Source organism: Streptococcus sp. 22.1 (assembly GCF_016648645.1).
Lineage (GTDB): Bacteria > Bacillota > Bacilli > Lactobacillales > Streptococcaceae > Streptococcus.
This window is the reverse complement of the sequence record NZ_JACLQK010000028.1, coordinates 1-21,434: the sequence shown is the minus strand read 5'-3', so window position 1 is coordinate 21,434 and position 21,434 is coordinate 1. Positions and strand designations below refer to the sequence as shown.

At 38.8% G+C, this 21,434-nt stretch carries 21 protein-coding genes and 1 riboswitch; of the genes, 7 read left to right on the top strand and 14 right to left on the bottom strand.

What is annotated here, in order from left to right; translation table 11 throughout:
• Positions 1 to 72: 72 nt before the first annotated feature.
• The 4 genes from H7U04_RS10700 to H7U04_RS10685 form a co-directional block, all read right to left on the bottom strand.
• Entirely contained in the window at positions 73 to 585 is a 513-nt protein-coding gene (locus tag H7U04_RS10700; protein WP_110981135.1) for a hypothetical protein, read from the bottom strand.
• Between the two features lie 169 nt (positions 586 to 754).
• Entirely contained in the window at positions 755 to 2,341 is a 1,587-nt protein-coding gene (locus tag H7U04_RS10695; protein WP_008535313.1) for a DEAD/DEAH box helicase, read from the bottom strand.
• Between the two features lie 194 nt (positions 2,342 to 2,535).
• On the bottom strand, positions 2,536 to 3,441 hold the full coding sequence (locus tag H7U04_RS10690) for a magnesium transporter CorA family protein (protein ID WP_037602792.1): 906 nt from the start codon (positions 3,439 to 3,441) through the stop codon (positions 2,536 to 2,538).
• A 12-nt stretch (positions 3,442 to 3,453) separates the two neighbouring features.
• A complete protein-coding gene (locus H7U04_RS10685; RefSeq protein WP_021152428.1) occupies positions 3,454 to 3,834 on the bottom strand; it encodes a PH domain-containing protein in 381 nt (126 codons plus the stop codon).
• Positions 3,835 to 3,937: 103 nt separating this feature from the next.
• Positions 3,938 to 4,058, top strand: a riboswitch (TPP riboswitch).
• An 80-nt stretch (positions 4,059 to 4,138) separates the two neighbouring features.
• Between H7U04_RS10685 and thiT the strand changes: the two genes are divergently transcribed.
• From thiT to H7U04_RS10670, 3 genes are all read left to right on the top strand, one after another.
• A complete protein-coding gene (thiT, locus tag H7U04_RS10680; protein WP_037598373.1) occupies positions 4,139 to 4,714 on the top strand; it encodes an energy-coupled thiamine transporter ThiT in 576 nt (191 codons plus the stop codon).
• 167 nt (positions 4,715 to 4,881) lie between these two features.
• Positions 4,882 to 5,733, top strand: a complete 852-nt coding sequence (locus tag H7U04_RS10675) for a helix-turn-helix domain-containing protein (protein WP_110981136.1) — start codon at positions 4,882 to 4,884, stop codon at positions 5,731 to 5,733.
• 128 nt (positions 5,734 to 5,861) lie between these two features.
• Positions 5,862 to 7,040, top strand: coding sequence for a ryptide export MFS transporter (locus tag H7U04_RS10670; protein ID WP_110981137.1), 1,179 nt, complete (start codon positions 5,862 to 5,864; stop codon positions 7,038 to 7,040).
• 468 nt (positions 7,041 to 7,508) lie between these two features.
• Here H7U04_RS10670 and H7U04_RS10665 read toward each other — a convergent pair whose 3' ends face one another.
• The 3 genes from H7U04_RS10665 to H7U04_RS10655 form a co-directional block, all read right to left on the bottom strand.
• Positions 7,509 to 9,053, bottom strand: coding sequence for a peptide chain release factor 3 (locus H7U04_RS10665; protein WP_002884210.1), 1,545 nt, complete (start codon positions 9,051 to 9,053; stop codon positions 7,509 to 7,511).
• A 359-nt stretch (positions 9,054 to 9,412) separates the two neighbouring features.
• On the bottom strand, positions 9,413 to 10,078 hold the full coding sequence (locus H7U04_RS10660; RefSeq protein WP_070655494.1) for a TIGR02206 family membrane protein: 666 nt from the start codon (positions 10,076 to 10,078) through the stop codon (positions 9,413 to 9,415).
• Between the two features lie 89 nt (positions 10,079 to 10,167).
• A complete protein-coding gene (locus H7U04_RS10655) occupies positions 10,168 to 11,541 on the bottom strand; it encodes a UDP-N-acetylmuramoyl-tripeptide--D-alanyl-D-alanine ligase (RefSeq protein ID WP_183135822.1) in 1,374 nt (457 codons plus the stop codon).
• 142 nt (positions 11,542 to 11,683) lie between these two features.
• On the opposite strand from H7U04_RS10655, the gene H7U04_RS10650 reads away from it, so the two are divergent.
• The 3 genes from H7U04_RS10650 to H7U04_RS10640 are packed head-to-tail and all read left to right on the top strand — an operon-like array spanning position 11,684 to position 13,746.
• The gene (locus H7U04_RS10650; protein WP_081374032.1) at positions 11,684 to 12,379 is read left to right on the top strand and encodes a hypothetical protein; all 696 of its coding nucleotides are present in this window, start codon (positions 11,684 to 11,686) and stop codon (positions 12,377 to 12,379) included.
• Complete coding sequence (locus tag H7U04_RS10645) at positions 12,348 to 13,076, top strand: hypothetical protein (RefSeq protein ID WP_073689547.1); 729 nt, start codon at positions 12,348 to 12,350, stop codon at positions 13,074 to 13,076. The genes H7U04_RS10650 and H7U04_RS10645 overlap by 32 nt, the downstream gene beginning before the upstream one ends.
• The gene (locus H7U04_RS10640) at positions 13,045 to 13,746 is read left to right on the top strand and encodes a hypothetical protein (RefSeq protein WP_048673843.1); all 702 of its coding nucleotides are present in this window, start codon (positions 13,045 to 13,047) and stop codon (positions 13,744 to 13,746) included. The genes H7U04_RS10645 and H7U04_RS10640 overlap by 32 nt, the downstream gene beginning before the upstream one ends.
• Positions 13,747 to 13,842: 96 nt before the next feature.
• Here the strand turns inward: H7U04_RS10640 and H7U04_RS10635 are convergent, their stop codons facing one another.
• From H7U04_RS10635 to H7U04_RS10605, 7 genes are all read right to left on the bottom strand, one after another.
• Positions 13,843 to 14,697 carry a cysteine ABC transporter substrate-binding protein gene (locus H7U04_RS10635; RefSeq protein ID WP_002891583.1) on the bottom strand — a complete coding sequence of 285 codons (855 nt, stop codon included), beginning with the start codon at positions 14,695 to 14,697 and terminating at the stop codon, positions 13,843 to 13,845.
• 43 nt (positions 14,698 to 14,740) lie between these two features.
• Complete coding sequence (locus H7U04_RS10630; protein WP_037599210.1) at positions 14,741 to 15,499, bottom strand: amino acid ABC transporter ATP-binding protein; 759 nt, start codon at positions 15,497 to 15,499, stop codon at positions 14,741 to 14,743.
• A 1-nt stretch (position 15,500) separates the two neighbouring features.
• The gene (locus H7U04_RS10625) at positions 15,501 to 16,178 is read right to left on the bottom strand and encodes an amino acid ABC transporter permease (protein WP_002891585.1); all 678 of its coding nucleotides are present in this window, start codon (positions 16,176 to 16,178) and stop codon (positions 15,501 to 15,503) included.
• A complete protein-coding gene (locus H7U04_RS10620) occupies positions 16,138 to 16,818 on the bottom strand; it encodes an amino acid ABC transporter permease (protein WP_002884251.1) in 681 nt (226 codons plus the stop codon). Before H7U04_RS10620 ends, H7U04_RS10625 begins: the two co-directional genes overlap by 41 nt.
• Before the next feature lie 441 nt (positions 16,819 to 17,259).
• On the bottom strand, positions 17,260 to 18,306 hold the full coding sequence (locus H7U04_RS10615; RefSeq protein ID WP_064524230.1) for a D-alanine--D-alanine ligase: 1,047 nt from the start codon (positions 18,304 to 18,306) through the stop codon (positions 17,260 to 17,262).
• Positions 18,307 to 18,510: 204 nt separating this feature from the next.
• The gene (locus H7U04_RS10610) at positions 18,511 to 19,854 is read right to left on the bottom strand and encodes a hypothetical protein (protein ID WP_064524232.1); all 1,344 of its coding nucleotides are present in this window, start codon (positions 19,852 to 19,854) and stop codon (positions 18,511 to 18,513) included.
• Between the two features lie 6 nt (positions 19,855 to 19,860).
• On the bottom strand, positions 19,861 to 20,595 hold the full coding sequence (locus tag H7U04_RS10605) for an ABC transporter ATP-binding protein (protein WP_064524234.1): 735 nt from the start codon (positions 20,593 to 20,595) through the stop codon (positions 19,861 to 19,863).
• 228 nt (positions 20,596 to 20,823) lie between these two features.
• On the opposite strand from H7U04_RS10605, the gene H7U04_RS10600 reads away from it, so the two are divergent.
• Positions 20,824 to 21,393, top strand: a complete 570-nt coding sequence (locus tag H7U04_RS10600; RefSeq protein ID WP_045771965.1) for a TetR/AcrR family transcriptional regulator — start codon at positions 20,824 to 20,826, stop codon at positions 21,391 to 21,393.
• Positions 21,394 to 21,434 lie beyond the last annotated feature (41 nt).

Here is a 21,434-nt window from a genome sequence, read left to right as displayed (position 1 = left end):
ATATTATTTATACCTATAAGAATATCAAGACCAATAACAACTATTAAAACAATACCAGTAATTAAAAATATGCTACTCATTTCCCACACCTCTTACCTCTCCATTCCTTAATTTAAATAATTCCTCAAATGTTTCTCTAACCAAGTCATTCTCTTGATTATTTCTTTTTTTCTTTCCTAAAATAAGTTGATTAGGACCCATTTCACTTTGATATTCGTAATGATACTTAAGTAAAAAATTAGCAAATAAGCGAACAACTTTTGCATCCTTAGAATCCAAATAATATTTTCTATCGTCTTCAGGCACTATCAATAAGATTCTTTCTAATTCACTAATCATAATGTTCGTTAACCAATCAAACGAAAAGTAAACCACTTTATCTTCATTATGTTTAAACATTCTTAGTGAAGCACGTACCCTTTGAGCATCATCAATATTTAATTTGTATTTTGATGCAACATCCAATAAACCTTCACGCCATTTAGAACTTCCATCCAAACTACTATTTCTACTTTGTAATGAAATATATATGGATATCAAAGCAGTTATAAGAGCGCCAATTAATCCCGAAAGCAATTCTGTCATGCATCCTCCTAATAATCTGTTATTCTGATAAATACCAATTCTATACGCCTAAGTATAACAAAAAACGCTCTATTTTCATAGAACGTTTTCAGAAAGTTTTTCATAAATAGTTTTCAAAGAAGAAAATATGAAATAAAGTTCTCTCCACTACTGATGACTATCTTAGTACCTATTTATCACCTTTGTTACGGATAACAAAGCCATTTTTCTTTTCGCTTGAGGTACGGTGTGGGCGTTTGTTGCCATGGTTTTCGAAGTCACGGCTATTCTTCTTAGACTTGCGTTTGAAGTCACGACGGCCACCGTCTCGGTCATCGCGGTTACGGTCGCCACGGTATCCACCACGACGGTTGTTATCGCGACCGCGGTTGCCACGGCCACCTTTGCCGCCTTTACCGCCAAAGCCACCACCTGATGGTTTGAATGGCAATGGTTTTTCACGCGCAATTTCTACTTCTGGCATTGTCTCTGGATCTTGAACGGTCAAGCTCAAGATGTAAAGCGCCAATTCTTCAGGTGTGAATTCTTGAGCCAATTTAACCGCATCGCCCTTGAACTTGTCAAAGTTAGAACGGATAGCTTCATCCGCAAAGTCACGTTCGATTTTCTTAAGGGCAACTTTCTTCTTAGCCTGGAAGGCTTCTTGAGCTGTTGGTGGCTTAAGACCTTTCATGCGTTTCTTAGTCAAGTTTTCGATGATTCCCAAGTAACCCATTTCGTTTGGAGCTACGAAAGTAATAGATTGACCTGATTGGCCTGCACGGCCTGTACGTCCAATACGGTGAACGTAGCTTTCTGGATCTTGTGGAATATCATAGTTGTAGACGTGAGTGACACCTGAAATGTCAAGACCACGTGCCGCAACGTCTGTGGCAACCAAGATATCGATTTGGTCGTTCTTGAAGTCACGGATAACACGAAGACGTTTGTTTTGGTCAAGGTCACCGTGGATACCTTCTGCACGGAAACCACGAAGTTTCAAACCACGTGTCAACTCGTCCACACGACGTTTGGTACGTCCAAAGACGATTGACAATTCAGGTTGGTCAACATCCATAAGGCGAGTCATGGTATCAAACTTCTCTTGTTCCTTCACTCGGATAAAGTATTGATCAACGTTAACATTGGTCAATTCTTTAGCCTTGATTTTCACATGCTCAGGATCTTTCATGAACTGAACGCCAATACGTTTGATAGCATCAGGCATAGTTGCTGAGAAGAGAAGGGTTTGACGTTCTTCTGGTACTCGGCTAATGATAGCTTCAATGTCTTCAAGGAAGCCCATGTTAAGCATTTCATCAGCCTCATCCAAAATCAAAGTCTCGATATTATTGAGTTTAAGAGCCTTACGTTTGATAAGGTCAAGGAGACGACCTGGTGTCCCTACTACAATGTGGGCACCTGAACGGAGGGCCTTGATTTGTTTCTCAATGCTAGAGCCACCGTAGACTGAGCGAACCTTAACGCCTTTGTCACGACCAAAACGGAAAAGTTCTTCTTGAGATTGCACTGCCAACTCACGTGTTGGGGCAATCACAAGGGCTTGGATTGTATTTTCTTCTGTACGAATTTTATCTAGGGTCGGCAAACCAAAGGCAGCTGTTTTACCAGTACCAGTTTGGGCCTGACCGATAACATCCTTACCTTCAAGAGCGAGTGGAATCGTCAACTCTTGGATAGGTGATGGCTTTTCAAAACCGGCAGCTACAACAGCTGATTGGATGTCTTCTGATAGGTTTAAATCTGTAAATTTCAAAGTATTCTTCTTTCTATTTGAAGGCGGTGCGAAGCCACCTTATGAGACTTGGTTGTGTAGTATGTTAACTACCTGTATTTAATAGTCGTTTATTTTAACAACTCATCTAGTCTATCATATTTAAGAATAAAAAGACAGTGAATAACGTTTTAAAACCGCCTCCAATTTGAGAAGACGGTTTCACTCACTAATTATTATTTATGGACCAACCAACGCAGATAGCGGGCCAAGACCAAACAAAGGATCGCACTACCGATAATGATGAAAATCCAAGCTGGACTGACAGTCATAAACGGTAGAGGAACATTCATCCCAAAGAAACCGGTAATAACGGCAAGCACTCCTAAAAGTACCTCAATAATGGTCAGATTGCTCAAGTTGTTGTTCAGGTTGTTGTTTAGGATATTGTTATAAGAACCTGATAGTTGCTGTAAGACCTTAGAAATAAGATCCGTCATAGCAACCAACTGCCTGGCTTCAATCATGGCATCATCAAACTGCTCTTTTTCAACCTCATTGAGACGACGATAAATGGCGTGCCCCTTGATGTGTTCCAAAAGAAGACGGTTTTGTGTAGCGGCAGCTACCAAATAGACCATGCCTGTTTCCAAATCTGAAAGGTCGTAAAGATTCTTACTTGTCGTTGTCTGTCTTAGGCGTCGACTAACCTCATCTTTTTGCTGATCCAAGCGTTCAATGACGGGATAGTAGGCATTTGAAATCATCTCAAGGCCTGCAAAGAGCAATTTGTAGATAGACAAATCCTCATGGTTATCCACATAATCTTGCATCTTGCTTATCACATAAGCGTTATCCTCGTTACTAATGGTCACCAAACGTGTATCTTGAACAATAAAGGTCAGAGGAATGGTTTCATAGTGTTCCTTGTCCTTTTCAAGCGCCAGAACATTATAGATAAAGGTGATTGTCCCAGTCTCACGGTTGTAATCCATGTGGGCTCGTTCATTTTTATCCAAGGCATACTCTATGGTTTCTTGGTCAATATCATACTTGGTATAAAGGTAGGATTGCTCAGAAATAATATCTGAGTCAATATTAATCCAGTGACGCTTATAACCCAGTTCTTTTTCAATAAACATTTTTCTTCCTCATTACTCTAGCACTGCTGCTGCCAAAGCTTGTTGGATTTCAAAGACATTATTATCACTCTTAAATTGAAGGACCTCTGCAGGCTCAAGTGCTGATGAAATCCAAATCTTAAGTTCAGCATCTAGGTCAAAGTGGCCCGAGCTTTCTACAGTAAAACGAGAAATCGAGTGATAAGGGATAGACTTGTAAGAAGTCTTCTTCCCTGTAACACCTTGTTTATCGACTAAAATCAAGCGTTTCTCTGTAAAGACAATCAGGTCACGAACAAGGACATAGGCTAACTCCACTTGTTCACCTGGAATTAAGATCCCCTCCAATTGACGCTCAACCTTATCATTATCTTTTTTAGATGCATTGCCAAGCAGTCCTGAAAAAAGTCCCATAGTTATTTCTCCTTTTTTATTGTAAAGATAATCCTTGCTTTAACTATACCACAATTTTAGGATTTCAGACACTTGCAGAAATGGGTTTCTGGTAGTACAATTAAGAAGTCACAAGAGGAGCAATTGCTGAGAATGGCTAGCTTGAATTTTTTCTTCAAGACTTGCCTAAACTCTTACCACCTGATCAGGTTAGAACCTGCGTAGGGATGTGTCTCAAAATAGATTGAAATAGAAGAACTTCTATGACAACGTTTTGATGTGGCAAAAATAGCCAATCAAGACGATTGGTATAGGAGGTTTTTTTATGTCGAAAACAAGTATTCGACCAATGATTGAGGTTGCACTCTTTGCAACCATTGCTTATATCCTGGACCTAGTTACTCAGCCCATGTCACTAGGCCCTTGGATTTCCCTTTCCTTTAAGATGGTGCCCATCTTTCTCCTCAGTTTTCGCTGGGGCTTAAAAGCTGGTGCTATGGGCGGTCTTATCTGGGGGCTACTTCAAGTTGTTACAGGGCAAGCCGCCGGCGGTTGGCTAACCTTAACACAAGGTTTTCTGGAGTATTTTGTCGCCTTTAGTCTGATTGGTATCAGTGGTGTGGTCAAACCAGCCCTTGATAAAGCTATTAAACAAGGCCATAAAGTCAAGTCTCTGATGCTTATCACCGGAGGTATTCTGCTTGGTAGCTTTGCTCGTTACCTCATTCACTTTATAGCTGGTGTCATCTTTTGGGGAAGCTATGCCCCTAAGGGACAAAGCCCTTATCTCTATTCACTCATTGTCAATAGCTCATCTTTCCTAGGAGAAACATTGGCAAGCCTTATTGTTTTCTTCGCTCTGCAACGATTCCTAGGCAGATTACTCAATACGGAAAAATAAAAGAAACCATAAGACAGTCTTAATTGACAGTCCTATGGTTTTTTGTGTGTTTATAAAAAACAGCAATCATTGCCTATTCACAGTAATAACCTCACTTTTGTTTTCCTGTATTTTATGTTAAGATACAAAAAAATAGATATTCCCATATATGCAAACTGGAGGCTTCCATGAAAAAATTTGGAGCAATTTTTAAAAAATTTCGTAAATCAAGAGGGATACGATTAAAAGATGTCGCAAAAGCTGGTATCTCGACATCTCAACTGTCTCGTTTTGAAAAAGGACAGACAGACTTAACCATTACAAAGTTTATGTTAATATTAGACGAGATTAATATGCCTATTGACGAATTCATGTATGCTGTCCATGATTTTCATCGTGATGATCTGAATGAGCTATTGTCAAAAATTCGACTTTTTGTATCAACTCATGATATCGATGGATTAAAGAAGTTACTTAATTCTCAATTAGAATCAGAACCTAAACAAGAGAAGTTTCATCACATTAATACTATTTTATTAAAAATTCGCTTGCAGGATTTATCGGGAGAAAGCTATTATACACAGCAAGACCTAACCGATTTAACCGATTATCTATTTAGTGTCGAGTACTGGGGTTATTATGAATTATTGATTTTTGCAAATACCTTAGATGTGTTGAACCATGAGACTCTTATGGTTTTGGCAAAGGAGATGTCTAGAAGGTCTGATTTTTACAAAGAGATTCCTAATAATCGACGCATGATATCAACCATGTTATTAAATGTTTATATTACATGCATAGAAAGAGAAGAACTCATTGATGCACTGTATTTTGAAAAACAATTAAACCAATGCTTTTTTATCGAGACTGAAATCTATGAACGATTGGTTTTTCAATATGCACAAAATTATTATCAATATAAAAAAGAAGGAAGCAATCAGTCTATAATCGAAATGAAGAAATGTATTGATGCCATGAAATTGGCAGGGAGCGAGCATATTGCAAAGACTTATGAAGCACATTTGAAAAAATTGATATAGGAAAATAGTTAGAAAGCATATATGGGAAATTATTAATTAAGATTATTATTCTTGTAAAATTATTTTGTTTAAAAAATATGTGAATCCAATTTCATTTCCAGATTTGGTAACCAATATGGAGAAACAATATGTCTAAATCCTTTCTGAAATTACTTATCTCTCAGTTATTAGCTAATTTAGCTGACATTTTCCTCAGGGTATCTCTCATTGCAAATATCTACGTCATCACAAAATCCGTTATTGCGACCTCAATGGTTCCGATTCTAATCGGATTGTCAGCTTTCGTGGCAAGCCTTCTGGTGCCATTAGTAACTAAAAAACTTGCCCTAAATAGAGTGCTTTCTTTCACTCAATGCGGAAAGACTTTTCTATTAGCAATACTCCTTGTAATTCTCATTAAGGCTCAATTTGTTCCAGCCTTAGGAATGTATATCTTTGTTGTCGCTATTTCTATCTTAGATGGCTTTGCGTCGCCCGTATCTTTTGCCATGATTCCTAGATATGCCACAAATTTGGTAAAGGCAAATGCTGCCTTATCAATGAGTAGTGAGGGAGTGCAATTGATTGGTTGGGGACTAGGAGGACTCCTTTACGCTTCGGTTGGCCTTTTTTCTACAATGTTGATAGTCCTATTTCTTTATCTTCTTTCTACTTCTGTGATGCTCTTTCTCCCACAGGCTAAAATAGAGCAGTTAGAGGCGGAGACTAATCTGGATACTCTAGTAAAAGGATGGAAGTTAGTTGCAAAAAATCCTAAATTAAAGTTATTTGTCCAAGCAAATTTATTAGAGGACTTCTCCAATACAATCTGGGTGTCATCTGTAATCCTTGTTTTTGTAACCGAGGTGTTAAAACAAACTGAAAGTTACTGGGGCTACTCAAATACAGCCTATTCCCTTGGTATCATTTTAGGTGGAATAATTGTCTACAAACTATCCGAAAAGTTTTTAGCTCATAAGTGGAAAAGTATTCTCTTTCCACTCTTAGCAATGGCGACCATCACAGCCAGTATCCTCTTTTTTTCAAACACACAAACATTTTTAATTTTCTCAAGTTTAATCGGCTTCTTTTCTCAGTTAAAAGAAGTCCCTGAAAGTGTCTTTCTTCAAGAAACTGTGGATGAAAATCAGTTAGTACATGTTTATTCTGTATTTGAAGTCATTTCAACCCTTGCTTTTTCAGTTTTCGTCTTTCTGATGAGTTCTATTACTGAAAGTTTTGGAATTACAACAAGTTTCTGGCTATCAACAATTTGCATACTTTTAGAAGCTGGCTTGATTTATCATAATCGTAATTATCTAAAGTAATTAATCATAGGTATACTTGATAACTATTGGGTTTATAAAAAATATAGGACTATCTGATTAGATAGTCCTATATTTTGTGTTGTTTTAGAGATGTGACGTAGATATCATTATTAAGATATTACGACACGAAGTCAGACGAATCGATATTATTCGCCTGACGTAGTTAGTGAGACGGCTAGCTAGCCACAAGATAGGGGCTAGCGTAAAAAGATGAACGATTTACATAAACTATACATAGCATTACGACATGAGAAAACGGAAACGATTATTTTCCGTTTTGAGTTAGTAAGGGACTTAGCCACGGTCTCATAGTATGTAGTGTAGATATCATTATTAAGATTTTACGACACGAAGTCAGACGAATCGATATTATTCGTCTGACGTAGTTAGTGAGACGGCTAGCTAGACACAAGATAGGGGCTAGCGTCAAAAGATGAACGATTTAAAATCGTCATCTTTTGTGCCGTATTACATCTTCTCTTCCAATGTTACATCTGGATATTTATCCGCAAACCAACGAAGGGCAAAGTCATTTTCAAAGAGGAAGACTGGTTGGTCAAAGCGGTCTTTGGCCAAGATATTTCGGCTTGATGACATGCGTTCATCGAGGTCCTCAGGTTGAATCCAACGCACAGTCTTTTTACCCATTGGTGTCATAACGACTTCGGCATTGTATTCATTTTCCATACGGTGTTTGAAGACTTCAAACTGAAGTTGACCAACGGCACCAAGCATGTATTCGCCTGTTTGGTAATTGGTGTAGAGCTGGATGGCTCCTTCTTGCACCAATTGTTCAATTCCTTTATGGAAGGACTTCTGCTTCATGACGTTTTTAGCAGAGACTTTCATGAACAACTCTGGCGTAAAGGTTGGTAGTGGCTCAAATTCAAATTTATTTTTGCCTACAGTAAGGGTATCACCAACCTGGTAAGTTCCTGTATCGTAAACCCCGATTATATCTCCAGCAACGGCATTTTCGACATTTTCACGGGATTCGGCCATGAACTGAGTGACATTGGAGAGCTTAGCTCCTTTACCTGTACGGGTTAGGTTAACACTCATACCACGCTCGAATTCACCAGACACAATACGAACGAAGGCAATACGGTCACGGTGACGTGGGTCCATGTTAGCTTGGATTTTGAAAACAAAACCAGAGAAATCCTTGTTGAGAGGATCAATCTCATCGCCATCCACTGTCTTGTGACCATGTGGTTCTGGTGCAAATTTGAGGAAGGTATCGAGGAAGGTTTGAACCCCAAAGTTAGTAAGGGCAGAACCGAAGAAGACCGGTGTCAATTCACCAGCTAAAATAGCTTCCTCAGAGAATTCATTACCCGCTTCTGTCAAGAGTTCAATATCTTCTTTAGCTTGCTCATAGAATGGGTTGTTGGCAAAAAGAGTATCACCATCTTCAATCTTGGCAAAGCGCTCGTCACCTTTATAGAGCTCCAAGCGTTCGTTATAGAGGTCATAAAGTCCTTCGAAGGCTTTACCCATACCGATAGGCCAGTTCATTGGGTAGCTGGCAATACCAAGCACTTCTTCCAACTCCTCCAAGAGGTCAAGTGGCTCACGTCCATCACGGTCCAATTTGTTCATGAAGGTGAAGACAGGAATACCACGGTGTTTGACAACTTCGAAAAGTTTTTTGGTTTGAGCCTCGATACCTTTGGCTGAGTCAACGACCATGACGGCAGCATCAACCGCCATAAGGGTACGGTAAGTATCTTCTGAGAAGTCCTCGTGCCCTGGGGTATCAAGGATATTGACACGTTTGCCAGCATAGTCAAACTGCATCACAGATGAAGTTACTGAGATACCACGTTGTTTCTCAATATCCATCCAGTCTGATTTGGCAAAGTTTCCGGTTTTCTTACCTTTTACGGTACCAGCTTCACGGATTTCACCCCCAAAGTAAAGCAATTGTTCAGTGATTGTTGTTTTACCAGCATCGGGGTGAGAGATGATGGCAAAAGTACGGCGTTTTTTGATTTCGTCTTGAATACTCATAGTTTTCTTTCTTCTTTGAAAATAATCTTTTTGTTACTTTTCCTTAGTGGTATGGATGTCAGCAGCTTCTTTGTAAATCTCAAACATCCCATGTCCCAGAGCTACTAATAGCAATAGGGGTTTTACCAGAACGAAAAGCAAGATCGTTGTAGCACTTATTCAGAAAATTTCTGTCTTTTGAAAGCTACATTTGTTGTCGAGGCTTGCGATAATTCTCGCAGGCACAGCTCTTTTATTATATCCAAATTACAGTGTGAAAGCAATTCTGAAAGCGTTTTGTGTTAGAATAAAACTAGAATAAAACAAATAAATTGACAAAGCACGCTATCAACTTTCTGATAGCGTGTTTCTTCATTTATTTAATATTTCTCTTCAAAATGCTCCAGACCTTTTTTCATGATTATCATGAGAATAATCAGAGCTCCTGAAACAGCAAGGTATTTGACAAGTAAGGGAGTTCCCATAATAAATGGTGTGTGTTTAAGCATGCCATAGTTTCCACCGATGGTCTGGTTAACTATTACCAAAGCTAGATTTAGTAATAAGGTAGCCACCACAATCAGCCGCTTGCTGACGGGATGGATTTTATAACTGTTAAAAATGACATTGAGGCTATTGACCAGTAGGGCATAGTGACCAATTAGGAAAGAAAAGCCTGTGATATGTGGAAACTCATAGGGATCAAATACTGGATAAATCAATGCACAGTAAGTCCCGACAACTCCCATAATAGCGAAATAGCTCTTTATTCTACTATTTTTCAGGAGGAGAACAGCAAACATGGCCATGCGGCAATGGTAAAGGGGCAGACTAATGTAAAGTGGAAAGCCCTGCCAGAGGTACCAGGTATAAAGGGCAAAGAGTTGAATGGCTTGGAAAGTGAGAAAGGTCCAACGCCATATCTTATTCTTATACCAACGCCAACTCAAGTAACTCAGAAGTACCATCGCCAAAAGCATAAGCAAATAATAGGGCAAAGGTATCTGAGGTGGATGAGTTTGGGTGGTTGTCAAAAAATTCTTCATTCTCTTCTCCTGCTGAAATTACTATGCCTGCTATTATATCAAATTTCAGGGTAAAGCAAAAACCTGCTTTAGAGAGCAGGTTAGAGAACTTAATTCTTAGCTTGTAATTCTTCCACGACCTTAGCTAGGTTCATAGAGTTAGAGCCCTTGAGCAAGATTTGATCGTGCTCACCTAGGCTTTCTTTGATTTGCTTAACCATAGCGTCAAATTGGTCTTCGTCAGCTGTTTTCTTGAAATAATAAACATGACCAAGAGGGAACATTTGGCTAGCAAGTTGTGACAATTCTGCAATGTCTTCACCGTAGAAAATCACCGTATCAATAGCATCTGGTGTCAGACTTAGTATCATCTGCGTGTGAAGTTGCACGGACTGTTCACCGAGTTCTTTCATATCGGCTAAGACAGCGATTTTCTTGCCTCCTTCATTCTTAGGAATGGCTGAGAAGGTCTCCAAAATGAGCTTCATGGCTGTTGGATTGGCATTATAGACATCTGAAAGGATGTCGGCACCGTTAGCTGCTTTTTTCCATTCAGTACGGTTCTTTGTAAGCTGCAAGTTAGCAAGAGCTGAGAGGATATTTTCCTCAGTTACACCCAAGTGTTTTGCGACATAGGCAGCAACCATGGCATTTGTGGCATTGTATTTTCCAGTGACTGGCAAAGTAACTTGTCCGTCTAGGAAGTTTGTTGAGAAGGTGAGGTGGTCTTTGAACTCTGTCAACTCAGAGACCGTAAGCTCCGCACCATCCCCAAAGCGTACCACTTCAAGATTGCTTGGCAAGAATGGATCGACGATAGGATCACTAGGTACCAGCAAGAGGCTACCATCAGGCATACCGTCTTGCATTTGCATTTTACCTTGAGCAATCTTGTCACGGCTACCAAAGAATTCCAAATGAGCCTCTCCGATTAAGGTAACAACAGCTGTTTTTGGCTTCGCCAAGGTTGACAAGAGGTGAATGTCTCCCATGTGGTCTTGCCCCATCTCAAGGACGATTTTCTCCGTATCATCAGGCATGTGTAGGGCAGTATAAGGAAGACCAATCTCATTGTTGTAATTACCTTGGGTCTTGTAAGTACGATAGGTTGTGGCCAAGATATCATAAATCATGTCCTTGGTCGTTGTCTTACCGTTAGAACCAGTCACCGCAACAACGTCAACACCGGTCTTTTCAAGATAGTAGGCAGCTAGTTTTTGGAAGGCTTCAAGAGCATCATCGAGTAGGATATGGGCTTGATCAGCCGATAATTCTTTTTCTGTGAATGTCGCTAGAGCACCATTGTCAAAGGCTGTTGGGATAAAATCATGTCCATCACGTGCACCTTTGAGCGGCAAAAAGAGGTCTCCCGCTGTAATCTTACGGCTATCAAACTCAATCTGGTTAATGGCAACATCTTCATAGGCTGTGACATCATTTTTAGCGCCAACAACCTTGGCAATTTCATGGAGTGTCAGTTTCATCTTAAAATCCTCTGTTTTATTTTTACAAGTCTGGCAAGAAATAAGATTTTCTTGCCCGCAATCACTCCCAATTATATCACAAATCAGGCTAGCTTTTGCTTGGGAGATGAATTTGTTACAATGGTTGATGAGAGGATTAGGCATGACAAAGAAAAAATTAATCACTCTCTCTAAAGGAGAGGAAAATATAAATAGCGACTGCCAAAGTATTGAAGAACCTAAAGGATGGCGGTTTGATTGGAGAAAGATCATCCCACTAGAGCCAACATCTGAATTGATTATCTTAGTGCTGCTTGCACTGCTTTGGGGTGGCTTTTATTATTATGATCATTATACAGTCAATGAAGATAACATATATGGTCTCTGGCAGTCTAATCATCATAAGTTAGCGATTTCCTATAAGCATATTCAGAAACGAGGAAATATCGACTGGCAAGTCGTACAGGATGGTAAGTATATTATCTATGCTGCTAGAACTCGCCCGGTCAAGCGGCTTAATGACGGGACTCTTCACATGGAGCTCTACACTGTGGAAGGCTACCTGACAGACCTACCTACCAAGGACGGCTTCAGCTACATAGATTTCTATCTTCGCAAAAACAATTATCTTACCTATGATGGCGAGTCCTACAAGCGTATCAATTCTGGAAACAAGACTATCACTTGGAAAGATGGTTCTACCAGCCCTTATGGTGAACGGAAAACCAACCTATCTACAATTGTTCAAACTATCTATCGTGGAATTCTGGGACTGGGCTTCTTTCTTGTTATTTTAGAGGCTCGGCAAAAGAGGAGAGAAAAACTCAATGAGACACCAAACAAACAGAAAATACGCTGACCGAAAGAAATTCAATCGAAAGTATCATTCACAAAAAGCATATCGAAAAGAACAAAAACGCAAAACTGGATGGCGAGCACGTTGGGATAAATTTACAGACCGTTTAGCCAACATTGTTGGGATAGGTTTCCTAATCCTCTTACCTATACTCATTATTTATGGTATTTTCTTTGATGATGGGGTTTCTAAAGATGGTATCTACGGTCTGTGGCAATCTGAAAATCATCAGCTTGCCATATCATATAAAGATGGTTCAAAGGGAAGTAAGCGTGATTGGGATATTGTTCAAGATGGAAATATCCTCATTAAAAATGCACGCGTTGATGATATTAAACGCTTAGAGGATGGGACCCTCTACATTGAAGTTTACGCTGAGGAACGCCTGTTTTCAGACCTTCCCACAAAGAACGGCTACAACTATTTAAATATGTATGTCCGTAAAGACAATTATTTGACCTATGATGGCGAATCCTACAAACGGATTGATGATGAAAACAAGAGCATTACCTGGAATGATGGTTCAAAATCCCTTTATGGTCAACGAATAACCTTGTTTGATTGTCTGAAACCTTATATCGTATTTGGAATTATTGGTTCTATGATTTTGTATGTCATTTTTGTCGATTGGAGAATAAAAAGAAATCTAAAAAGGAAAAATAGGCTAAATGAGGCATCAACTAAAGAGAAAATACGCTGACCGACAGAAAATTAATATAAGTGACCATTCACAAAATGAATATCGAAGAACACAAAAGTACAAAACTGGATGGCGAGCACGTTGGGGTAAATTCAAAGACCGTTTAGTCAAGATTTTGAGTATTTGTTTTCTAATCATGGTACCTATAGTCAACATCTATATTAGATTCTTTTATGATGGTATCAGTGAAAATAGTATCTACGGGCTATGGCAGTCTGAAAACCACAAGCTTGCTATTTCCTATAACGAAGGAGGAAGAAGTCGTAAGTACGATTGGGAGATTGTACAAGATGGAAAACTCCTTATCAAAAATGCTCGAACTCAGAAAACTAAAGGTCTTAAAGATGGAACCATTTACATTGAAGTTTACGCCAAGGAAAGTCTGTTTTCAGACCTTCCCACAAAGCACGGCTATAACTATTTGAATATGTATGTACGGAAGGATCATTATTTGACTTATAATGATGAGTCCTACAAAAGGATTGATGATAGGGACAAAATCATTACTTGGAAAGATGGCTCTACCTCGGTCTATGGTGAACGCAAAACTTTTTTTGATTATATTGACTCTTTTCTTTTTTGGGGAATGGTGGAAACCGCTTTCTTGTCAATTATTGTCATTGGGTGGAGAAACATAAAAAGCAAAAAGGTGAGAAAAAAATCACCCTAAAACAAAAAAACACTCCTGCTTCTAGCTGGACTAGATAGGCACGGAGTGGTGTTTTATTCTTGTTAAGCAAGACTTCCCCTTAGAGAGGAATTAGTCTTATTTCACTTCGCCACCTTCAACCACGAGGTCATCAGCTTTAGCTGCATCACCGTAGGTTGGGTGAAGTGTTTTTTCATAATCTTTGTGGAAGAAATTCTCTTCGCCAAGTTTCTTAATGTCTTTATTGATAAAGTCAAGGAGTTCTTTGTTACCTTTTTGAACGGCTGGGGCAATGGTATCTGGGTTACCAAGTGATGTGATTCCAACTTCGTAACCTTTATTTTCTAGAGCCCAAGCAAGAACTTCTGTATTATCTGTTGAGAAGGCATCGCCACGACCATCAAGGAGGGCTTGGTAAGCGTCGCTATATTGGTCATACTTTTGCAATTTGATATTTGGGTAGTTCTTTTCAAAGTAAGTTTCAGCAGTTGTCCCCTTAGTAACAATCAAAGTCTTACCTTCAAGCTCTTTAACGTCCTTAATGACCTTGTCTTTAGGTGACACCACACCGATTGAGACTTTCATATAAGGAAGAGCGAAGTCCACTTGTTTCTTACGTTCATCAGTTACTGTGAAGTTGGCAAGCGTAATATCTACCTTGTTTGAAATCAAGAATTCGGCACGGTTGGCCGCATCTACTGAGACGTATTTAGGTTTAACACCCAAGTCTTTAGCCAAACGATTACCAAGTTCAATATCGTAACCTTGGTAAGCACCCTTGTTATCTACATAACCGAAAGGTTTCTTGTCCGCAAAAACGGCGATACGGAGTTCACCGCTCTTCTTAATTTCTTCAATAGTACGTGCTTTGGCTGTTGATTTACCAGAGCTACTGTTACTTGAGCAAGCAGTCACTGCCACCAAGGCAAAGACGAGGGCTAATAGGGCAAAAATTTTCTTTGTTAATTTCATAAATATCTCCTAAAATATTATATTTTTTACTAAAAACAATGGGTTACAAATAGGCACCAAACTGGCTGAAGTCAAAGACATTGAGGAACTCTTGAGCTCGCTGTGTCTTTGGATGATTGAAGAATTCTTCAGCAGTCCCTTCCTCAGCGATGACACCCTTATCCATAAAGATAATACGGTCAGCAATGGCACGCGCAAACTGAAGCTCATGGGTTACAATCAACATGGTACGCCCTTCTTGAGCGAGGTCATTGATTAGTTCCAGGACTTCACGAACCATCTCAGGGTCAAGCGACGCCGTCACTTCGTCGAAGAGAATAACTTCAGGATGCATGAGCAGTGAACGGACAATGGCTACACGTTGCTTTTGACCACCTGACAGTTGTCGCGCAAAGCTATGCTTCTTGTCCAAAAGTCCCACACGGTCCAAAAGTTTCTCAGCCTCCGCAATGACTTCTTCCTTATTACGCCCTTGAGCTTTGACCGGCCCCAAAATCAGATTTTGCAGGATGTCCAAATGCGGGAAGAGGTCATAACTTTGAAAGACCATGCCAATTTTCTGACGAATCAGGTGAAAATCCTTCTTGCTACCAGTGATAGACTTGCCATCCAGGAGAATATCCCCTCCTTGAATAGTCTCCAAGCCATTGATACAACGTAGCAAGGTCGATTTCCCACAACCTGAGGAACCCAGGATAACAACGACTTCACCTTGTTTAACATCCAAGGAGATGCCTTTGAGAATCTGATTGTCCCCAAAGGACTTTTTCAAATCCTTGATTTGTAAAATGCTTTCTGTCATCTTAATTCCTCCAACGATTTTCAAGATAAGTAGACAGCTTAGATACTGGGTAACAAATGGCAAAATAAAGAATCAAAATCGTGCCATAAATCCAGAAAGAAGCTGTTGGAATAGTCAGGCGGTTACTGTCGATAATCTGCTGACCAACCTTGGTCACCTCAACTACGCCAATCAAAACCACCAGGGACGTAGTTTTAATCATACGCGTCACCAGGTTAATAGCCTGAGGCAACAAGCGACGCAAGACTTGTGGGATAATCACATAGGTATAGAGTTGGCCATTGGTCAAGCCAAGGGCCCTTCCGCTCTCAAACTGGTGTCTAGGTAGTGACGTGATTGACCCACGCACCAAATCACCCATCTCAGCCGTTCCCCATAGGGTAAAGACGATAATAGCCGATAGCTCGCCTGAGATATTGATGTTAAAATTCCTAGCCAGACCAAAATAAACAATGAAGAGCAAGACTAACTGGGGCATGATACGAATAAATTCCAGATAAATACGTGACAAAAAACGTACAATCTTAGATTTAGAAGTCATGACAATTCCAAAAAGGGTTCCTAATAAAAGGGACAGAAGCACCGAAACGATGGAAATCCCAATAGTTACGCCTAAACCTTGTAAGATACGTAGGAAATTATTCCCCTGAAGAAGAACCTGAAAGCCCGAATCCTGCATAGCGTAACCTCCTTTCAATCCAACTAAAGACTAGAGAAATCGGCAGCAACATCAAGAGATAAGCCACCACCAACATGCCTAGAGCCACATCGGTTTCGTAGTAAAGACCAATCAAATCCTTAGCCACATACATCAAATCCGCCAAGGCTACCGCTGAGAATACTGACGTTTCCTTGATAAGGAAAATAACGTTAGCACTAAATGACGGCAACGCCACAGCTACTGCCTGAGGAAGGACCACATAGCGAAAGACTTGGAACGGCGTCAAACCAATAGACAAGCCCACTTCATGTTGGGTCTGACTAACAGCCTCTAGACCACTTCGGAAGGACTCCGCCATATAGGAACCACCCAAGAAAATCAAACCTACCACAGCACAAGCCTCTGAGGATAGAACCAAACCTATACGAGGCAAGCCAAAGTAGAGAAAGAAAAGCTGAATCAAGAGCGGCGTATTACGAGATAACTCAATATAAGCCGTCGAAAGCTGACTCAAAATCGGCACTCGGTAATGACGAATAACACTCACCACCAAGCCCAAAAGGAAGGAACCAAGAATCCCCAGAACGGCAATATGTAAAGTTAAAAAGAATGCCTTCTGATAAAAGGGCAAATACTGTTGAACAATGGACCAGTCCAAAACTTACCTCCTCATTTAAGATACAAAAGGCGTGTAAAATTCCGTAAAACAAATAGGAAACTGACGAGGTGTGCTGGCACACTAGGAAGTCTATCTTTTGTTCTAGGAATTTAGCCTATGTTCAATTCTACAAGATACAAAGGGCGTGTAAAATTTCGTCAACACTTGCTGACTGCCATCTACTTCTAGCCCTTTGACCTTCACTCGCCTCTGATAATCATTGTGATACGCAAATCTTCATCAAACACGAACGAATTGCTCTATTTCATTTGAAACGTTAGATTTATTCTACCACCTGTTAGATTATTTGGATAATATGTATTTTTTATCGAGGTGATAAAGAAAAGATATAAATAAAATCTAGATTTCTGTAAAGAAAAAAACACCTCAGTCTCAGAGATTTCTCCAAGACTAAGATGTCTGTGTTCTAGATCATATTTCTTAAATCAAATGGCTTTCACGTTTATCGAACATTTCTTGTCCCAAGGCTACCAATTCCTTGATAAGGTCTGAATAAGAAAGTCCCATATTTTCCCAAAGAAGTGGGTACATTGACCATTGGGTGAAACCTGGCATAGTGTTGAGCTCATTAAGGTAGATGGCTCCATCCTCGGTCAGGAAGAAATCACAGCGGGCAAGACCGCAACCACCTAGGGCACGGAAGGCCTTAGCCGCATAGGCACGCATTTGCGTCATGACTTCTGCAGGCACGTGAGCTGGGATGTCCATGGTAATCTTATTGTCAATGTACTTGGCTTGATAGTCATAGAAAGCCACATCTTTGACTACTTCACCTGGATCAGTCGTTTTGACATTTGTATTGCCAAGGATACCAACCTCGATTTCACGGGCAACCACACCTTGCTCAATCAAGATACGGCTATCATATTTGAGAGCCAAATCAATCGCTGCACGAAGCTCTGTTTCATTTTCAGCTTTAGAAATCCCAACAGATGACCCCATGTTAGCAGGTTTGACAAACACTGGGAAGGTCAATTTTTCAAGCGTCTCAGCTACTGCCGCTTCCAAATCTTCACCCTCGATGAAAACTGTGTAGGCAACCTGAGGGACACCTGCAACTTCAAGAATATGCTTGGTCATAATCTTGTCCATAGCCACACTTGATGACAATACATTAGTACCAACGTATGGCAACTTGAGGGTTTCGAGGAAACCTTGGATAGAACCATCCTCACCCATAGGACCATGAAGTACAGGGAATACCACAGCGCCTTCCTCATAAATATCGCTTGGTTTGATTGCCTGACTAGCCACTACTGTGTCATTAGTCATGAGCTTCTCGTCATCACCTGGTGTTTCTGTAAATTCTTGTGTTTTGATAAAATCACCAGACTGAGTGATAAAGTAGGTTTTAACCTCAAATGCGCTGTAATCCACCGCACGCATAACACTCTCAGCTGAGAGCACAGACACTTCACGTTCTGCTGAACGTCCACCGTAGAGAAGGATAAGGGTTTGTTTAGACATAGGTATACCGTTTTCTTTTCTTGATTTTCTAGTCTCAATTTTGAGAACATAATTACCTTAATCATATCACAAAAGAGAGGGATTTTCAAAAAGATTATGGGCAGAAAAAAACAGAGTAAATGTACTTTTACCCATCCATTTTACCCTGTTTATACTAGTAAATAAAATACATAAAAAGAAGAACTAAAAAAGCCCTATAATATATCAATTTGCTTTATTTTTAACATCAAACCAACTTTTGGTAATAAAAACAAACAAATACATAACTATAGAAATAATAATTGGATAATAAATAATAGTTCCATAATTCATCTGTTTGATCCCTAATAATAGAGCTTCTTTATGCATTAATACGAAGAAAATAATATTGAAGAAGACTGTGCTAATAAGCATGATAACTGCATATGTTATTGCTTGTACAGATCTAATAGTTACAGTCTGCTTATGTGATATTCCAATTCTCTCCCATTGCAGATTCTCTTCTTTTTCTTTGACTGAAGAAAGAACGGTAATAGAAATAAGATTGGCTATCACAACTACTAATGGTCCCACTACAAAAAATAGTAGAACAGCATTTATTTCAACTGATGCTGTTTTCTTTGCTAGATTTGAGTAGGCAATGTCAGAATAAATCATTAATTCTGATATTAAGATTGCTATTATCGAAATAGATACTGTTAATGACTTTAAATACTCTTTATCCTTCAGAATAATCCATTTTGCCATTACAAAACCATAAGACGAACGCCAAGCTAATAAAATTTTAGTTAGAAAAATTTGAATATGTGGTGAAATGAAGGCCAACAAAAACAAATGCATAACTAAGATAAGTAAGATTGAGTCATCCAATCTGAATAATAAGTTTTCATTAGGCTTGTTTACAGATACTGTGAAGAATGGAATAAGCAATTTTAACCAGAATCCTAAACTAATAGCAAAGCCTAATACCTTTATTATCTTAACAACAAAGTGGTTTTTAGAGTCAAATCTATCACCAAGCAAAACTGCATTCCCTAGAATTTTATATAAGTAAAGAAAGCTACCTATGAAAGCAAGTAGGCAAATTATAAGTATGGTCAAGAGGAACGCTGACATACTGAAATCAATCGGTATAGTTGGTAATAATTTTTCTCCACCCAGATATTGCGCATAACTGTAATAAAATCTTGCACAAAAAATTGAGAAAAAACTTCCTACTATACTTACTAAAAATGCAAAAATAGTAAGTTGTCCGCTAATCAATAACGACAACTGAACTCGACTTCCTCCATTTATTGACCATTGGCGATAATCCTCTTTTGCTAAATTCAAAAATAGTCGGATCAGACCAGAAACCAAAAATAATAAAGTAAATCCTCCAAAAAGAACTGGCCCTACAAATAATAAGGTCGGACTCCCAACATCTCGAAATACTTGCTGATACTTTATGGTACTAAATGCTACAGACAGACACATCCCAACTAATAAACTCGAAGCGAAAAATAGGGGGAACATTCCAAGCCACTGTTTTTTTGAATACTTAAATTGATAATAAATTAATTTGAACATTTTAAGTTAACCCCCACTATTTTCTATCTCTAATGCCTTATAAAGAGCTTCAGCTGTGGGGTGGAACAATTCCTGATAGATTTTGCCATCTTTCAAGATTAGAGCCCTATCTGTTTGACTTGCTAACTCAATATCATGGGTCACCATAATGACACATCTTCCCTCTTGGGCTAAATCAGCTAACATCTCAAAAATAATCTTCCTTGACGTACTATCCAATGCACCTGTCGGTTCATCTGCAAATATAATACGAGTTTTTGAAAGAATAGCTCTTGCAATAGCTACTTTCTGTTTTTCTCCACCAGATAACGAAGAAACCGGAGACATCAAATCAGCTCTAAAATTCATCTTATCTAACAATGTCTGAATATCGTCTCTACATACTTTTTTATGGGACAATCTAAGAGGCAAAGCTACATTCTCCAGAACTGGAAGAGCTGGAAGTAGGTTATAAGACTGAAAAATAAAACTAATATCTTCTCTTCTAAATTTTGATAATCTACTATTCTTTAATTGATAAGGATTGCAATTATTAACCTTTACAACCCCCTCTGTTGGTGCTGATAAACTCGATATACAATTTAACAAGGTTGACTTACCAGACCCACTTACTCCTAGTATAGAAACAAACTCACCATAGTTCGCTTCGAAAGAAATGTCTCTAAGAACCGAAATGTCTTTATTTTTATCAATTTGAAATTTCTTAGATAAGTGTTTTACTTCTACTGCAACTGTATTCATATTTTCCTTTCTATATCACTACTTACTATTTCTAAAAAATGGGAAAGAATTTTAGTTAATTTACACTCCCTTCCATTATACATGATAATACTCATCATTAATCTTGATCTTCATATCAAAAAAATTTACACGTTATCAACATTTTAGACTTGTAAATTATATTTTTTCTATTTAGAATATAACTTAAACATAAATTTTTTGACAGTTTGTAAATTTTTAGGATTTAATATGGTAAAGGGAACTCAAGAGAAGATTATTAACTCGTTCTTCAAACTAGCAGAACGATATCCAGAACGCTCAAGTTTCAGTATAACTGAGATCGCTAACGAGGCAAAGATTTCGAGACAAGCAATATATCAAAAGCATTTCAAAAGCTATGAAGAAATAATAGATTTCATCATGCAATCCATAGATACTACTATAAACGAACAATTTTTACTGTTCGAAGAGCACAATCTTTCAATCGAAGTTTTCTTTTCAAAAGTTATTATTCCAGAATTATATAAATATAGAGATTGGCTCCGCTGTATCTACTCTACATCTGCTATTCCTAATTGGCGAAATTATTTACGCGAAAAATATTCCAACTGGCTACTAAATGCACCTATTAACTTAAGCCACTCGTTCCTACATAACGACGCTTTATCAAATTATATTGTGAATTGTGTATTAAGTATTATAGAAACCTGGATTACTGAACCTTTTCCCACTCCCCCAGAAGTCTTTTCAAAACAATTTATTGAATTAATAAATACTCCTCTAAATAATCATATAAGTCCAATGAAATATGACTCATAATTATATATTATTTTTCTTCTTATTAATTAATAGTTAATGTA